Raw genomic sequence first — 14456 nt, forward strand, 5'->3', positions numbered from 1 at the left:
CGAACGCCGCCCGGACCAGGGTCTGGTCGTCGGCGAGGAGCACCCGGACCGGGCCCGTCACCGCTCCCCCACGGGCAGTACGGCACGCACCTCGAAGCCCTTGCCGTCCCTCGGGCCCGCCGCCAGGGTGCCGCCGACGCTGCGGGCCCGCTCCCGCATGCCGACCAGTCCGTACCCGGGAGCGGTGTCCCCGGCGCCCTCCCCGTCGTCGGTCACGGTCACCCGCAGGGCGCCCTGTTCCTCGTACACCCGCACCTCCACGGTCAGGTCCTCGCGGCCGCCGTGCCGTACCGCGTTGGTCAGTCCCTCCTGGACGATCCGGTAGGCCGCCGCGCCGACGGCGGGCCGTACGTCCGTGGCGCCCACGCTCAGCTCGACCTTCGCGCCCGCCGCCCGGGCCGTGTCGGCGAGTCCGGGCAGGCCGTGCAGCCCCGGCAGCGGGCCCCGGGCGTCGTCGTCCTCGCGCAGCACCTCCAGGGTGGTGCGGAGTTCGCCGCGCGAGGTACGGCAGGTGTCGGCGATGTCGTCGAGTGCCTTGGCGATGGCCGCCCGGTCGAGGCGGTCGGGGTCGGCGGCCAGGACGTGGGCGGCGACGGAGGTCTGCACGCCGATGAGGGTGATGCTGTGCGCGAGCAGGTCGTGCAGATCGCGGGCGATGCGCAGACGTTCCTCGGCGACGCGACGGCGGGCCTCCTCGTCGCGGGTGCGTTCGGCGCGTTCGGCGCGTTCGCGCTGGACGCGGAGGTAGCCGCCGAAGAGCAGGACGTCGATGATCCAGCCGGAGATGCGCAGGACGTCCACGAACTGGCTCGGGCTGACGAGAGCGTCCACCGTGAGGGTGCCGCCGACCACGACGACACCGGTGAGCAGGGTGCGGCGGGCGCTGCCGGTCGAGGCGACCGTGTAGAGGGCGATCATGCCGGCCGGTACGGCGGCGCTGTGCATGTAGTCGAGCGCGTGGTACGGCGCGACGCACGCGACCACCGCGACCAGCACCGCCATCGGGTGCCGGTGCCGCACGAGGAGAGGGAGCTGGGCGGCGAGCAGCAGTGTCCAGCCCAGGACGTCCAGGCGGCGGCCGTCCTCGACGAACAGTCCGAGCACGACGGCCACGGCGGCCGAAGCCACGGCGAGCCACACGTCCCGCGCCCGCATGTTCTCCCCCTCCCCCACGGTCCCATCCTCCCTCAGGCGTACTGGCGTTCGTGCGCCGATTCCGCTTCCGGCGCCGGATTCGCCTTCGACAGCCGCCCCGGCCACCACACCTTCCGCCCCAGCGCCACGCTCGCACTGGTCACCAGGTAGGTCCGCACCAGGAAGGTGTCGAGGAGCACCCCGACGGCGATCACGAAGCCCAGCTCGACGAGTTGGACGAGCCCCATGTTGGTGAGGACGGCGAAGGTCGCGGCGAGGACGAGTCCCGCGGAGGCGATGACCCCGCCGGTGCTGCGCAGCGCGGTGAGCGCGGCGGCGGCCGGTTCGGCGCCGCTCAGCGACTCCTCGCGCATCCGGTGCATCAGGAAGATGCCGTAGTCGACGCCGAGGGCGACCAGGAACACGAAGGACAGCAGGCCGAGCCCGGGATCCGTGCCCTCGAAGCCGAACAGCGGCCCGAACACCAGCCCGCCGATGCCGAGCGCGGCGCCCCACACCGCGACCACGGCGGCGGTGAGGATCAGCGGGGCGACCAGCGAGCGCAGCAGCGCGACGAGGATCAGCAGCACCGACAGCAGCACGATCGGCACGACGACCAGCCGGTCCCGGGCGTTGGTGTCCTTCAGATCGATCTGCTGGGCGCTGGGCCCGCCGACGTAGGAGCCGGGCAGTTCTTCGCGCAGCCTCTCGATCGTCGCGGTCTCGGCAGCCGACTGCGGGGGCGCGGCGGCGAGTACGGCGATCTCCGTCCAGCCTTCTCCCGTACGTCCCTTGCGCGCGCTGTCGACCCCTTCGACGCCCCGGATCGCCGCCAGGGTCGCGTCGGCGCGGCCGGCCGGGGTGATGACGTCGACGGGCTGGGCGGAGGACTCGGGGAAGGCGGCGGCCAGGGTCTCCATCGCGGCGACCGACGGGGGCTTGTCGACGAAGGCGTCCTGCTGCTTGACCGTGCCGGGGAGGTTGAGCGTGCCGAGGGCGAGCGCGCCGAGCAGGGCGGCACCGCCGAGCAGCACGGTCAGCGGGCGCCGGCCGGCGGAGGTGCCCATGGCGGCGAACAGCGACCGGCGGGCCTTGGGCGTGGAGCCGTACGCCGGGACCAGAGGCCAGAACACCCGGCGGCCGAGGAGGACGAGCAGCGCGGGCAGCAGGGTGAGCATCGCGAGAAGGGCGCACAGCACGCCCACCGTGCCCAGGGGGCCCATGTCCCGGTTGGAGTTGAGGTCGGCGGTGAGCAGGCACAGCAGTCCGGCCGCGACGGTCCCGGAGGAGGCGAGGACGGCGGGCCCGCAGCCCTTCAGCGCGGCCCGCATGGCGTCGTGGGGCCGCTCGACGCGCCGCAGTTCCTCCCGGTAGCGGGAGACGAGCAGCAGCGCGTAGTCCGTGCCGGCGCCGAAGACGAGGATGGTCATGATGCCCGAGCTCTGGCCGGAGACCGTGGTGCCGAAGGCCTGGTGGAGTCCGTAGGCGACGCCCATCGAGAGGTAGTCGGCGATCCCGGCGACGATCAGCGGGACCAGCCACAGCACCGGGCTGCGGTAGATCAGGACCAGCAGGATCGCGACGACGGCGACGGTGGTGTAGAGCAGCGGTCCGCCGAGCGAGTTGTAGACCTCGGAGGCGTCGGTGGCCAGGGCGCCGGGTCCGCCGACCTCGACCTTCAGCCCGTCACCGCCCCGTACGACCTCGCGGACGTCTCCGACGAAGGCGTCCCGCCGGTCCTCGTCGGTCCCCGGCTCGGTGCTGGCCACCGGATACATCAGGGTGGTCCCGTCCTCGGACGGCACCCCCTGCGGCTCGGCGGTCAGCGCGTGCTCCCCCGCGACGCGCGCGACCTGCCCGGCCGCCGTGGCCCGGTCGGCGGCGGTCAGCCCGCCGTCCCGGTGGTACACGAGCACCAGCTCGGTGGCCTCACCGCCCGGCAGCCGCTCCTGGATCTTCGCCACCTTCGTCGAGTCGGCGCTCGCGGGCAGGTAGTCGGTGATCCGGTCGTGCTGCACCTCGGCGAGCCTGGCGGCGAACGGCGACACGAACGCCAGCACCACCACCCACAGCCCCAGCACCCCCCAGGGGATGCCCTTCCTCTTCGCGGCCCCCATGACGGGCCCTCCCTCCGGCACGGTTGTCTGGTTGCGGTTCCAGACTTCCGGCCGGGAGGGGCCGGATCGTCGCGCGCGAGGGCGAGTTCGGGGGTACTGCGGCGGGCGGCCCCGGGGCCGCGTTACTCCCGGGGGAGTATCAGGAGGGCGTGCCCGCCGCCGCCAGGAGCCGCGTCACCTCGTCCGCGTCGATCGTGAGGGCCGCGCCCACCGTGGCGAGGACCTCGCGTTCGGCAGGGGTGTAGGGGCCGTCCGCGAGGGCGATGCGGGCGCCCTGGAGCAGGATCGATTCGCGGCCGGCCGCAGCGAGGTGGGGGGCGAGGGGGTCGAGGGCCTCGTGGAGCTCTATGGCGAGTCCGGCGCCGCAGGGTTCGCCGTAGGTGCGGCCGGTGTCGGCGGCGAGGGCGTCGACGAGGGCGGCGAGCTGTTCTCGGGTGCAGTCGGTGAAGCCGGCCGCGCGGACCGCGTCGGCGGCCGTGTCGAGGGAGGGGCGGGCACAGGTGGCGCCCGCGGAGAGGACGGCGAGGGCGACGGTGTGGACGGCGTCGCGGAGCATCGCGGAGAAGCGGGTGGTGGTGGGGTGGTCGAGGACGTCGGTGCCGTACTGGCACTGGCAGGCCGCGCACTCGACGACCGGGCCGGTCTCGCCGCGCGAGAGGACGGGCAGACCGAGGAGGGTGAACCGGCGCCGGCCGGTGAGCCGCTGGTAGTTGCGGTCGCCGCCGCAGCCGGGGCAGAAGAACTCGCCGTCCCCGACGGGTGTCCACGCGGTACGGGTGCCCAGGATGCGGGCAAGCCTGGTGACCTGGCCGTCTCGTCCCCGTCCTGGCAGCACGTCGCACCTCCGTAACCCCGCGGCAACATCGCCACGTCTGCGTGATGTTAGCCACAGGGAGGAGGACTAGTCAGCACCCAGGACGAGACCTTTCCGTGACCTCCACGGGGCGGTGGCCGATAACCGACGGGGCCTTGATCGCCGTATACGACGGTCAAGGCCCCGAAAGAGCCGGTCAGGCCGGTCAGCGAGCCGCGCGGTTGACCGCGGAGACGACCGCCTTCAGCGAGGCGCGCGTCGTGTTCGCGTCGATGCCGATGCCCCACAGGACCTTGCCGTCGATCGCGCATTCGATGTAGGAGGCGGCCTGCGCGGACGCGCCCTCGCTCATCGTGTGCTCCTGGTAGTCCAGCAGGCGTACGTCGATGCCGATGGACTGCAGGGCGTCGAAGAAGGCCGAGATCGGACCGTTGCCGGTGCCGGTCAGGACGGTGTCCTGGCCGTCGACCGTGGCCTCGACGGTGAGGGTGTCCACGCCGTCGGTGTCGGTGGTCGACTGGCCGGTGCGGACCTGGATGCGGCCCCAGGGGTTCTCCGGGTTCGGCAGGTACTCGTCCTGGAAGACCGCCCAGATGTCGGAGCCGGTGACCTCGCCGCCCTCGGCGTCCGTCTTCGCCTGGATGAGCTTCGAGAACTCGATCTGCATCCGGCGCGGCAGGTCCAGCTTGTGGTCGTTCTTCAGGACGTACGCGATACCGCCCTTGCCGGACTGCGAGTTGACCCGGATGACGGCCTCGTAGGAGCGGCCGACGTCCTTGGGGTCGATCGGCAGGTACGGGACCGCCCACTCGATGTCGTCGACCGTGACGCCCTTGGCCGCCGCGTCGGCCTCCATCGCGTCGAAGCCCTTCTTGATGGCGTCCTGGTGGGAGCCGGAGAAGGACGTGTAGACCAGGTCGCCCACGTACGGGTGGCGCGGGTGGACCTCCATCTGGTTGCAGTACTCCCACGTACGACGGATCTCGTCGATGTCGGAGAAGTCGATCTGCGGGTCGACGCCCTGGGAGAACAGGTTCATGCCCAGGGTCACCAGGTCGACGTTGCCGGTGCGCTCGCCCTGCCCGAACAGACAGCCCTCGACGCGGTCGGCGCCGGCCATCAGGGCCAGTTCGGCGGCGGCGACGGCCGTACCGCGGTCGTTGTGCGGGTGGACGGAGATGACGACGTGCTCGCGGCGGGAGATGGTGCGGCTCATCCACTCGAAGCGGTCCGCGTGGGTGGAGGGGGTGGAGCGCTCGACCGTGGCGGGCAGGTTGAGGATGATCTCGCGGCCCGGGCCGGGCTGGTAGACGTCCATCACCGCCTCGCAGACCTCCAGCGCGAAGTCCAGCTCGGTGTCGGTGAAGATCTCCGGGCTGTACTGGTAGCCGAACTCGGTCTCCGGGCCCAGCAGCTTCTCGGCGTACTCCATCACCAGGCGGGTGCCGTCGACGGCGATCTGCTTGATGTCGTCCTTGGAGCCGCGGAAGACCACCCGGCGGAAGACGGGGGCGGTCGCGTTGTACAGGTGGACGGTGGCCCGCTTGGCGCCCTTGAGGGACTCCACGGTCCGCTCGATCAGGTCCTCACGGGCCTGGGTCAGCACGGAGATCGTGACGTCGTCCGGGATCGCGCCCTCTTCCTCGATGATCGAGCGCACGAAGTCGAAGTCGGTCTGGCCGGAGGCGGGGAAGCCGACCTCGATCTCCTTGTAGCCCATCTTGACCAGCTGGTCGAACATCCGGCGCTTGCGCTCGGGCGACATCGGGTCGATCAGGGCCTGGTTGCCGTCCCGCAGGTCGGTGGAGAGCCAGCGGGGGGCTACGGTGATCCGCTGGTTCGGCCAGGTGCGGTCGGGGATGTCGACCTGCTCGTACTGTCCGTACTTGTGGATCGGCATCTGGCTGGGCTGCTGGCGGTTCGCCATGTTCGCGGGGCTCCTCAGGATGTCCGGAAGGACGGCCGACGATGCAACGCAAAGCTCCGCGGGGAGGGAGTCGACCTGTCTTACAGGCCCTCGCCGCGGCAGCTAAGGAGAAGCAGCCCGAAACGCATAGTGCTCCGCAGCCTAGCCGAGCCGCTCCCGTCGCGTGGGTCCGTATCAGTATGCGGGACCACGGGAACCAAAGGGGCGAAACGTGCGCTATACCACTCCCCGCCGCAGATCAGCCATGTTTGTCACCGTTTTTCACCGATCATGGTTGCCTGTGGTGACAGCTGGATAACACAGTGCAATGGTGCGACGCATGACGACGAACGGGGGCTTCGAGCCCGTCTTCTGCACCGTCGTACCGCCGCATGTCCTCGACAAGCTGGCGAGCAACGACGACCCCGCCCTCTCCCGGCCCGCCCAGCGCACCCTGCTGCGCGACGGCGAGCTGCGCAACCGCCGCCGGGTGGGCACCGAGTACGGCCTGTGGGCCGGCCCGACGGCGATCGCGAAGGCACCGGCCGACCAGCCGCTGCGCTCGATCTACGACTGCGCGCACGGCACCGACCTGCCCGGCGCCAAGGTCCGCTCCGAAGGGCAGGAACCCGGCCAGGACGCCACGGTCAACCGCGCCTACTCCGGGCTCGGCGCCACCTTCGACCTCTACCTCAAGGCCTACGCCCGCCACTCCATCGACGGCGACGGTCTGCCGCTGGACGCCAGCGTCCACTACGACGAGGGCTACAACAACGCCTTCTGGAACGGCGAGCAGATGGTGTTCGGCGACGGCGACGGCCAGATCTTCGTCGACTTCACCAACTCCGTCGACGTCATCGGGCACGAACTCACCCACGGCGTCACGCAGTACACGGCGAACCTGACCTACTACGGCCAGCCGGGCGCCCTGAACGAGTCGATGTCCGACGTGTTCGGCTCGCTCATCAAGCAGTACACGCTCGGCCAGACCGCCTCCGAGGCCGACTGGCTGATCGGCGCGGGCATCCTCGCCCCCGGCGTCACCGGTTCGGCCCTGCGCTCGATGAAGGCCCCGGGCACGGCGTACGACGACGACGTCCTCGGCAAGGACCCGCAGCCCGCGACCATGGACGACTACGTCCGCACCGGCCGCGACAACGGCGGTGTGCACATCAACTCGGGCATCCCCAACCACGCGTTCTACCTGGTCGCGACGGCCCTCGGCGGGTCCGCCTGGGAGAAGGCGGGCCAGATCTGGTACGACGTGCTCACCGGCGGCAGGCTGACCCAGAAGGCGCTGTTCACCGACTTCGCCAAGCTGACCGTGAAGGCGGCGCGGGCACGGTTCGGGGACGGCGGCGACGAGCTCCAGGCCGTGCAGAAGGCGTGGGAACAGGTGGGGGTGCGGATCCTGTAGATCCGTACTAGACACGGTCCCATGCGGATTCGAGTGAGTCGCACGGGCGGCTTCGCGGGCATCGAGCGGCACGCCGAGGTGGACACCTCGGGGCGTCCCGATGCCCGCGAGTGGGAGGACCTGGCGAAACAGGCGCTGGCGGACGGCGGTCCCACCCGTCCGCCGGGCGTCCCGGACGGGTTCAGCTACGAGATCGCGGTGGACGGGCGGACGGTGTACGCGGCCGATCCCCGGCTCACCCCCGAGCAGCGCAAGCTCATCTCGCGGGTATTGAAAGAAGGAGCCTGAAGGAGGGGGCCTGGAGGAGGGGGCCTGGACAACCGTGCGCCGGGGCGCGCAACCGGTAGTTTCCGTCCGGGCGTTGACTTCCTTACCGGTGGGTAAGGATGATCCCGCCCATGGCGAACGATCCGCGCGACGCGGTGCACCCGATCCCCCAGTTCCCGGCCGGCTTCCTGTGGGGCGTCTCCACCTCCGCCCATCAGATCGAGGGCGCCGCGGACCGGCGCGAGCCGTCCGTGTGGGACACCTTCTCCGCCGAGCCCGGACGGGTGAAGGACGGCTCCACGGCGGCGGTGGCCTGCGACCACTACCACCGCCACACCGAGGACGTGGCCCTCCTGAAGGACCTCGGGGTGGACGCGTACCGCTTCTCCATATCCTGGCCCCGGGTGAACTCCCCCGGCGGACTGGACTTCTACGACGCCCTGGTGGACGAGCTGCTGACGGCGGGCGTACGCCCCGTCCCGACCCTCTTCCACTGGGACCTGCCGGCCCACCTGGACTGGCTGGAGCGGGACACCGCCTCGCTCTTCGCGGACTACGTGTCGAAGGTCGTGGACCGCCTCGGCGACCGGGTGGGCAAGTGGATCACCCTCAACGAGCCCGCCGAGCACACCCTGCTGGGCCACGCCCTCGGCACCCACGCGCCGGGCAGACAGCTGCTCTTCGACGCGCTGCCGGTCGCCCACCACCAGCTCCTCGCCCACGGTCTCGCGGTACGGGCCCTGCGCGCGGCCGGCGCCACGGACATCGGCGTCGCCAACTCCCACGGCCCGACCTGGCCCGCCTCCCAGGAGCCGGCCGACCTGGAGGCGGCCGCCTTCTACGACCTCCTGCTGAACCGCCTGTTCGCGGAGCCGCTGCTGCTGGGCGAGTACCCGGAGGGGCTCGGCGAGCTGATGCCGGGCGATGTCGCCGCCGATCTGAAGATCATCGGCGAGCCGCTCGACTGGTACGGCGTGAACTACTACGCCCCGACCAGGGTGGGCGCCCCGCAGGGCACCGAGATCGAGTTCGGCGGGATCACCATGCCGGCCGAACTCCCCTTCTCCGTGCGGGAGATCGAGGACGTCCCGGTGACGGACTTCGGCTGGCCGGTGGTTCCCGAGGGCCTGACCGAACTGCTCACCACCTTCAAGGACCGCTACGGCGACCGCCTCCCGCCGGTGGTCATCACCGAGAACGGCTGCTCCTACGACGGCCTCGACGACCAGGACCGCATCGCCTACCTCGACGGCCATGTCCGCGCGCTGCACCGGGCCCTGGAGGCGGGCGTGGACGTGCGCGGCTACTTCGTGTGGTCGCTGCTGGACAACTTCGAGTGGGCGGAGGGCTACGCACGCCGCTTCGGCCTGGTCCACGTCGACTACGCGAGCCAGACCCGCACCCCGAAGGCGTCCTACCGCTGGTACCGGGACGTCCTGCGGGCCCAGGCATCACGGGCGCGGGGATGACGACGGAGGACAGGGCGCCGGACCGCGGCGCCCCCGCCGCCCCCGGGGCCGCGCTGGCCGAGCCCGTCGAGCGCGTCGGCAAGGGCTGGACCTCGGCCCTGTCCCTCGCCAACGGGGCGATCTGGGTGGGCTGGTACGGCCCGCTGCAGATCCTGCTGGCCTCCCAGGCCAAGGACTTCGCGCCCGGCTCCGGCATGTCGAAGGAGACCATGCTGGCCTGGGTCACCGGCGTGGGCGCGCTGGTGTCGCTGTGGGCCAACCCGCTCTTCGGCGCCCTGTCGGACCGCACGACGTCCCGGTACGGCCGCCGTACCCCGTGGATCGTGGCGGGCGCGGTGGGCGGCGCCCTGTCCCTGCTGCTGCTCGCGGTGGCGGACGGGGTGTGGACGATGGCGCTGGGCTGGTGCCTGGTGCAGCTCACCCTGAACGCGGCCTTCGCGGCCGTCACGGCGGCGGTGCCGGACCGGGTACCCCGGTCCCAGCGGGGTGCCGTGGGCGGCTGGCTCGGGGTCGCGCAGGTCCTCGGCGTGGTCGGCGGCACGGCGCTCGTCACGGTGGCGGGCGGCGTGGGCGCGGGCTATGTGGCGTGCGCGGTGTTCACGGCGCTGGGCGTGCTGCCGTACGTCCTGCGCTACGAGGATCTGCGGCTGCCGGTGACGGACCGCCCGGCCTGGTCCTGGCCCGGCTTCCTGAAGGGCTTCTGGCTGAGCCCGAGGAAGTACCCCGACCTGGGCTGGGCCTGGCTCACCCGGTTCCTGATGAACCTGAGCAACGCGCTGGTGCTGCTGTACCTGCTGTACTACCTGCGCGACCGGCTGCACTACGCCGACCCCGACCAGGGCGTGCTGATCCTGTCGGCGGTGAACGGGCTCACCCTGCTCGCCACGGTCGTCGTCGGGGGCGTCTGGTCGGACCGGGTGGGCCGGCGCAAGCCGTTCGTGGTCTGGTCCGGCGTGCTGATGGCGGTGGCGACGGCGGGGCTCGCCATCTGGCAGACCTGGCCGGGGGCGATCGTCGCGGCGGCCGTGCAGGGCATCGGCTACGGCGTGTTCGCCTCGGTCGACTTCGCGCTGATGACCGACGTCCTGCCCAAGGCCCTGGACCGGGGCAAGGACCTCGGCGTCATCAATGTCGCCAACTCCCTGCCCCAGGTCGCGGCCCCCGTGCTCGCCGCCCCGATCGTCACCTACCTGGGCGGCTACCGGATGCTGTACGCGGCGGCGGCGGCGGTGGGCCTGGCGGGCGCGGTGCTGGTGGGGCGGATCAGGGGGGTGGAGTGAGCCTCTCCCCCGGGCTCCGGTCCCCGAGGGCTACAGGGCTCCGGCGTCCCGGGCGGTCCACGCCGACGGGTAGACCGGGCGGAAGCCGAGATCCCGACGGATCCGCCGGGTGGACATGATCCCGAACCAGGGGTCGGTGTCGGTCCGGGTCTCGAGGCCGGCCGGCACCTCGACCCCGTTGAGGTGGTACAGCTCGACCGTCGTCACGGGGGCGTCGTCGGCGATGTTGTAGACCGGTCCGCCCACCGCGGGCGCATGCAGCAGGCGCAGCAGCCCCTGGGCGACGTCGGCGTGGTGGGCCATCTGCAGCCGCTGAGCCGACGCCCAGGCCGAGGCCCACTGCAGGGCCTGGGCGAGGTGGGGGTCGCCGTCGCCGTAGACGAAGGGCAGCCGGCCGATCCGCACCTGAAGCCCCTCCAGCGCCAGCAGCTCCCGCTCGGCGGCCGCCTTGGACTCGTTGTAGGCGCCCCACATCATGCCGCCGGGCCGGATCTCGTCGTCCTCGGTGAGCGGCCTGCCCCGCCCGACGCCGTACACCATCCCCGTGCTGACCTGCACGAACCGCTGGACCCCGGCGCTCTGCGCGGCCCGTCCGAGCGCCACGGCGGCGTCCCGGTTGACGGCCCACGCCTCCTCGTCGGGCACCCCGCGGAAGGCGGCGGCGACGTTCACGACGGCGTCCGCGCCGGCGACGGCCTTGCCGAGGGCCTCCTCGTCCCGCAGATCCCCCACGACCACCTCGGCGCCCAGCTCCGCGAACGGCTCCCCGCGCGCCGCGTCCCGCACCAGGACGCGTACCCGCTCGCCGGGCTCCCGCTGCGCCAGCAGCCGCGGCACGAACCGCCGGCCGATCTGTCCGGTGGTGCCGGTCACGAGTGTCAGCATGGTCTTCCCCTCTCGGTCTGTGCTCCCACCCTGGGCCGGGCCCCGGCCGCGCGGGAGAGACCCGTCGATCGGGGGACCGCCAGTCCCTGGATAAGCCGGGCGCGAGGACGCAGCCTGGAGGGGTGAACCGAGCCGAACTCGCCGACTTCCTGCGCCGCGGCCGGGCCCGCCTGGCCCCCTCGGACGTGGGGCTGCCGCCGGGCGCCCGCCGCCGCACCCCCGGACTGCGCCGCGAGGAGGTGGCGCAGCTGGCGGCCCTGTCGGTGGACTACTACACCCGTCTGGAACAGTCCCGGGGCCCGCGTCCGTCCCGCCAGACGCTGACGGCGCTGGCCCGCGCCCTGCGCCTCACCGACGACGAACGCGACCACCTGTTCCACCTGACCGGCGAGGAGCCGCCGCGCCGGGAGACGGCGTCGACGCATGTGCGGCCCGGCCTGATGCTGATCCTGGACCGGCTGGACGACACCCCGGCGCAGGTGGTGACCGACTGCGGTGAGGTGCTGGCCCAGAACGCGATGGCCAGGGCCCTGACCCTCGACGTGATGTCCCGGCCCCGGCGCGAGCGCAACCTCGTCCGCAGGTTCTTCCTGGACCCGGCCGCGCGCACCCTGTTCCCGGAGGAGGACCACCCGGACCACGCCCGCGCCCAGGTGGCCAATCTGCGCGCGGTGACCGCCGCCCGCCCCGACGACCCGGAACCGGCCGCGCTGGTCGCCGAACTCCGCACGGGCAGCGAGGAGTTCGCCCGCCTCTGGGACGCCCATGAGGTGTCCCTGCGCCACAAGGCGACGAAACGCTTCCTGCACCCGCTGGTCGGCCTGCTGGACCTGGACTGCGAGGTCCTGCTCAGCCACGAGCACCACCAGCTCCTGGTCATCCACACGGCCCGCCCGGGCACGGACACCTACGACCGCCTGCGGCTGCTGCGGGTGGTGGGTCTGCAGGACCTCACGCCCGGCGGGGTGGGCGCGGGGGGCGACTGAGGCCCCGCTTGTCCCGGTGCGCGACGGGGCAGGATGACTCCGGCACCGCGGCGCAACAGGGGGAATGCTGATGCGAGTCGGCGACCGGGGTCTGGAACTGGTCTGTGTCTGTTATCTGCTGATCGTCTACATCACCAGCCGGGGGCTGATCGCCGCCCCCCGGTACCGGCTGTTGCAGGCGCGGCTGCGGGACTGCCGGGCGCGGGCGGAGTATCTGGGCGGGGTCTGGGGTGAGGAGTCGCCGCAGAAGGCGGTGGTCGGAGCGGTGGCGGGGCGGCTGGCGCAGCTGGAGCAGGGCGGCACGGTGGTGTGGCGGCTGAGTGCGCGGTACGGGGTGATCGCGATCCCGTTGTCGAAGCTCGCCGCGGCGTGGCGGGTGCTGCACGCCTCGGAGCGCAGGCTGCTCGGGGTCGAGCCGGACGAGGAGGTGCTGGCGCAGCGGGAGTCGCTGGTGCTCCGGCTGCGGGCGTCGGGGGACGCGGCCGACGAGGCGATGGCGGACCGGCTCGCCGCCGCCGACGCGGGCGCGGTCGAGGGGCGTGCGCTGGTGCTCGCGGCCGCGCAGCGGCTGGACGACGCCGAGGACGGGGCGGCGGAGCGGGACTACGACCAGCAGCGCATCGCGCTGTGGCTGGCGCTGACCGGGCTGTGCGCGGTCCTGCTGATCGGGAGGGTGCTGGATCACCGGGAGACGATGCTGCTCGGCGCGCTGGGCGGGTTCCTGTCCCCGGTGGTCGGGGTGATGCGCGCGCAGCGTCCGCCGTCGTCGTGGGGGGTGCTGGTGCTCGCGCCGGTGGGCGGGGCGCTGGCGGCGGTCGGGGGGCTGCTGCTGGTGCGGATGCTCGCCGACCCCGACCTGAATCTGCTCGGTCAGGTGTTCCTGGAGAACTCGTGGAACACCCCGGACCGCCCGATCGCGCTGGCCATCGCCCTGCTCTTCGGCTTCTCCGGGCAGTTGTTCTCCCGCCTGGCCCTGACGGCGACCGGGCAGCTCACCGCACCGGCGCCGGGGGCCAGGGCGGTCTAGTGCCCCGGCAGGCAACGTTTGCCCCGTCGCGGCACTAGAAGCCGAGCTTGCGCAGCTGCTTCGGGTCGCGCTGCCAGTCCTTGGCCACCTTGACGTGCAGGTCCAGGAAGACGGGGGTGCCCAGGAGCGCCTCGATCTGCTGGCGGGACTTGATGCCCACGTCCTTCAGGCGGCGGCCCTTCGGGCCGATGATGATGCCCTTCTGGCTGGTGCGCTCGATGTAGATGTTCGCGTGGATGTCGAGGAGCGGCCGGTCGGCGGGGCGGTCCTCGCGCGGGAGCATCTCCTCGACGACGACGGCGATGGAGTGCGGCAGCTCGTCGCGGACGCCCTCCAGCGCGGCCTCGCGGATCAGCTCGGCGACCATCACCTGCTCGGGCTCGTCGGTCAGATCGCCCTCGGGGTAGAGCGCGGGGCCCTCCGGGAGCATGGGGACCAGCAGGTCGGCGAGGAGGTCCACCTGACGGTCGCCGACCGCGGAGACCGGGATGATCTCCGCCCACTCGAGGCCCAGCTCCTTGCCGAGCTGGTCGATCGCGATGAGCTGCTCGGCGAGCACCTTGGAGTCGACGAGGTCGGTCTTGGTGACGACGGCGACCTTCGGGGTCTTCTTGATGCCGGCCAGTTCCTTGGCGATGAAGCGGTCGCCGGGGCCCAGCTTCTCGTTCGCCGGCAGACAGAAGCCGATCACGTCGACCTCGGCCCAGGTGGTGCGGACCACGTCGTTGAGTCGCTCGCCGAGGAGCGTGCGCGGTTTGTGCAGCCCTGGGGTGTCGACCAGGATCAGCTGGGCGTCGGGGCGGTGCACGATGCCCCGTACCGTGTGCCGGGTGGTCTGCGGCCGGTTCGAGGTGATCGCCACCTTCTTCCCGACCAGAGCGTTCGTGAGGGTGGACTTGCCCGCGTTGGGGCGGCCCACGAAGCAGGCGAAGCCGGCACGGTGCAGGGTCCCGGCCGGCTGCTCGGATGACTGGTTACGAACGCTCATGGCCCCCATTCTCCCTGATCCATGAAGCCGCGCCGTACACACGAGCGGCCCGGCCGCCCACGGTGAGCTTCCGGAAACCCGCCCGCAACGAAACGTCACGGAAACACACCTGTACGCGACCGGAAACCGGGACCGGTGACCCTCTGACGAGCCCACCCACAGTTGG

Annotated in this window: 12 protein-coding genes; 6 read left to right on the forward strand and 6 right to left on the reverse strand. The window is 72.1% G+C overall.

Translation table 11 applies throughout. The features are described from left to right. Positions 1–57 precede the first annotated feature (57 nt). From ACYQ8Q_RS15690 to leuA, 4 genes are all read right to left on the reverse strand, one after another. On the reverse strand, positions 58–1155 hold the full coding sequence (locus ACYQ8Q_RS15690; protein WP_460073333.1) for a sensor histidine kinase: 1098 nt from the start codon (positions 1153–1155) through the stop codon (positions 58–60). Between the two features lie 32 nt (positions 1156–1187). Then, the gene (locus ACYQ8Q_RS15695; RefSeq protein ID WP_460065467.1) at positions 1188–3251 is read right to left on the reverse strand and encodes an MMPL family transporter; all 2064 of its coding nucleotides are present in this window, start codon (positions 3249–3251) and stop codon (positions 1188–1190) included. A gap of 139 nt (positions 3252–3390) precedes the next feature. Then, the gene (locus tag ACYQ8Q_RS15700; RefSeq protein WP_460065469.1) at positions 3391–4086 is read right to left on the reverse strand and encodes a TerB family tellurite resistance protein; all 696 of its coding nucleotides are present in this window, start codon (positions 4084–4086) and stop codon (positions 3391–3393) included. 184 nt (positions 4087–4270) lie between these two features. Further along, the gene (gene leuA, locus ACYQ8Q_RS15705; protein ID WP_460065470.1) at positions 4271–5992 is read right to left on the reverse strand and encodes a 2-isopropylmalate synthase; all 1722 of its coding nucleotides are present in this window, start codon (positions 5990–5992) and stop codon (positions 4271–4273) included. A gap of 319 nt (positions 5993–6311) precedes the next feature. On the opposite strand from leuA, the gene ACYQ8Q_RS15710 reads away from it, so the two are divergent. From ACYQ8Q_RS15710 to ACYQ8Q_RS15725, 4 genes are all read left to right on the forward strand, one after another. Beyond that, entirely contained in the window at positions 6312–7388 is a 1077-nt protein-coding gene (locus ACYQ8Q_RS15710; RefSeq protein WP_460065472.1) for a M4 family metallopeptidase, read from the forward strand. 21 nt (positions 7389–7409) lie between these two features. After that, positions 7410–7676 carry a protealysin inhibitor emfourin gene (locus ACYQ8Q_RS15715; protein ID WP_460065473.1) on the forward strand — a complete coding sequence of 89 codons (267 nt, stop codon included), beginning with the start codon at positions 7410–7412 and terminating at the stop codon, positions 7674–7676. Positions 7677–7786: 110 nt separating this feature from the next. Then, positions 7787–9124 carry a GH1 family beta-glucosidase gene (locus tag ACYQ8Q_RS15720; RefSeq protein ID WP_460065474.1) on the forward strand — a complete coding sequence of 446 codons (1338 nt, stop codon included), beginning with the start codon at positions 7787–7789 and terminating at the stop codon, positions 9122–9124. Next, entirely contained in the window at positions 9121–10404 is a 1284-nt protein-coding gene (locus tag ACYQ8Q_RS15725) for an MFS transporter (protein ID WP_460065475.1), read from the forward strand. Before ACYQ8Q_RS15720 ends, ACYQ8Q_RS15725 begins: the two co-directional genes overlap by 4 nt. Before the next feature lie 30 nt (positions 10405–10434). Here ACYQ8Q_RS15725 and ACYQ8Q_RS15730 read toward each other — a convergent pair whose 3' ends face one another. Further along, positions 10435–11289 (reverse strand): NAD-dependent epimerase/dehydratase family protein, encoded by an 855-nt coding sequence (locus ACYQ8Q_RS15730; RefSeq protein ID WP_460065477.1) that lies wholly within the window; start codon positions 11287–11289, stop codon positions 10435–10437. Between the two features lie 122 nt (positions 11290–11411). On the opposite strand from ACYQ8Q_RS15730, the gene ACYQ8Q_RS15735 reads away from it, so the two are divergent. Together ACYQ8Q_RS15735 and ACYQ8Q_RS15740 are read left to right on the forward strand one after the other, a co-directional pair. Beyond that, positions 11412–12275 (forward strand): helix-turn-helix transcriptional regulator, encoded by an 864-nt coding sequence (locus tag ACYQ8Q_RS15735; protein WP_460065479.1) that lies wholly within the window; start codon positions 11412–11414, stop codon positions 12273–12275. A 70-nt stretch (positions 12276–12345) separates the two neighbouring features. Next, positions 12346–13302, forward strand: coding sequence for a hypothetical protein (locus ACYQ8Q_RS15740; RefSeq protein WP_460065480.1), 957 nt, complete (start codon positions 12346–12348; stop codon positions 13300–13302). Between the two features lie 34 nt (positions 13303–13336). On the opposite strand, the gene era is transcribed toward ACYQ8Q_RS15740, so the two are convergent. Then, entirely contained in the window at positions 13337–14290 is a 954-nt protein-coding gene (gene era / locus ACYQ8Q_RS15745; protein ID WP_460065481.1) for a GTPase Era, read from the reverse strand. Positions 14291–14456: the final 166 nt, after the last annotated feature.

It is taken from the genome of Streptomyces sp. YKOK-I1 (genome assembly GCF_054660435.1).

Bases quoted from the DNA above. Each gene is read 5' to 3' on its own strand.
- ACYQ8Q_RS15695 (WP_460065467.1), bottom strand. From the start codon at position 3,251: ATGGGGGCCGCGAAGAGGAAGGGCATCCCCTGGGGGGTGCTGGGGCTG.
- leuA (WP_460065470.1), bottom strand. From the start codon at position 5,992: ATGGCGAACCGCCAGCAGCCCAGCCAGATGCCGATCCACAAGTACGGA.
- ACYQ8Q_RS15720 (WP_460065474.1), top strand. From the start codon at position 7,787: ATGGCGAACGATCCGCGCGACGCGGTGCACCCGATCCCCCAGTTCCCG.
- ACYQ8Q_RS15730 (WP_460065477.1), bottom strand. From the start codon at position 11,289: ATGCTGACACTCGTGACCGGCACCACCGGACAGATCGGCCGGCGGTTC.
- ACYQ8Q_RS15710 (WP_460065472.1), top strand. From the start codon at position 6,312: ATGACGACGAACGGGGGCTTCGAGCCCGTCTTCTGCACCGTCGTACCG.
- ACYQ8Q_RS15725 (WP_460065475.1), top strand. From the start codon at position 9,121: ATGACGACGGAGGACAGGGCGCCGGACCGCGGCGCCCCCGCCGCCCCC.
- ACYQ8Q_RS15715 (WP_460065473.1), top strand. From the start codon at position 7,410: ATGCGGATTCGAGTGAGTCGCACGGGCGGCTTCGCGGGCATCGAGCGG.
- era (WP_460065481.1), bottom strand. From the start codon at position 14,290: ATGAGCGTTCGTAACCAGTCATCCGAGCAGCCGGCCGGGACCCTGCAC.
- ACYQ8Q_RS15690 (WP_460073333.1), bottom strand. From the start codon at position 1,155: ATGCGGGCGCGGGACGTGTGGCTCGCCGTGGCTTCGGCCGCCGTGGCC.
- ACYQ8Q_RS15740 (WP_460065480.1), top strand. From the start codon at position 12,346: ATGCGAGTCGGCGACCGGGGTCTGGAACTGGTCTGTGTCTGTTATCTG.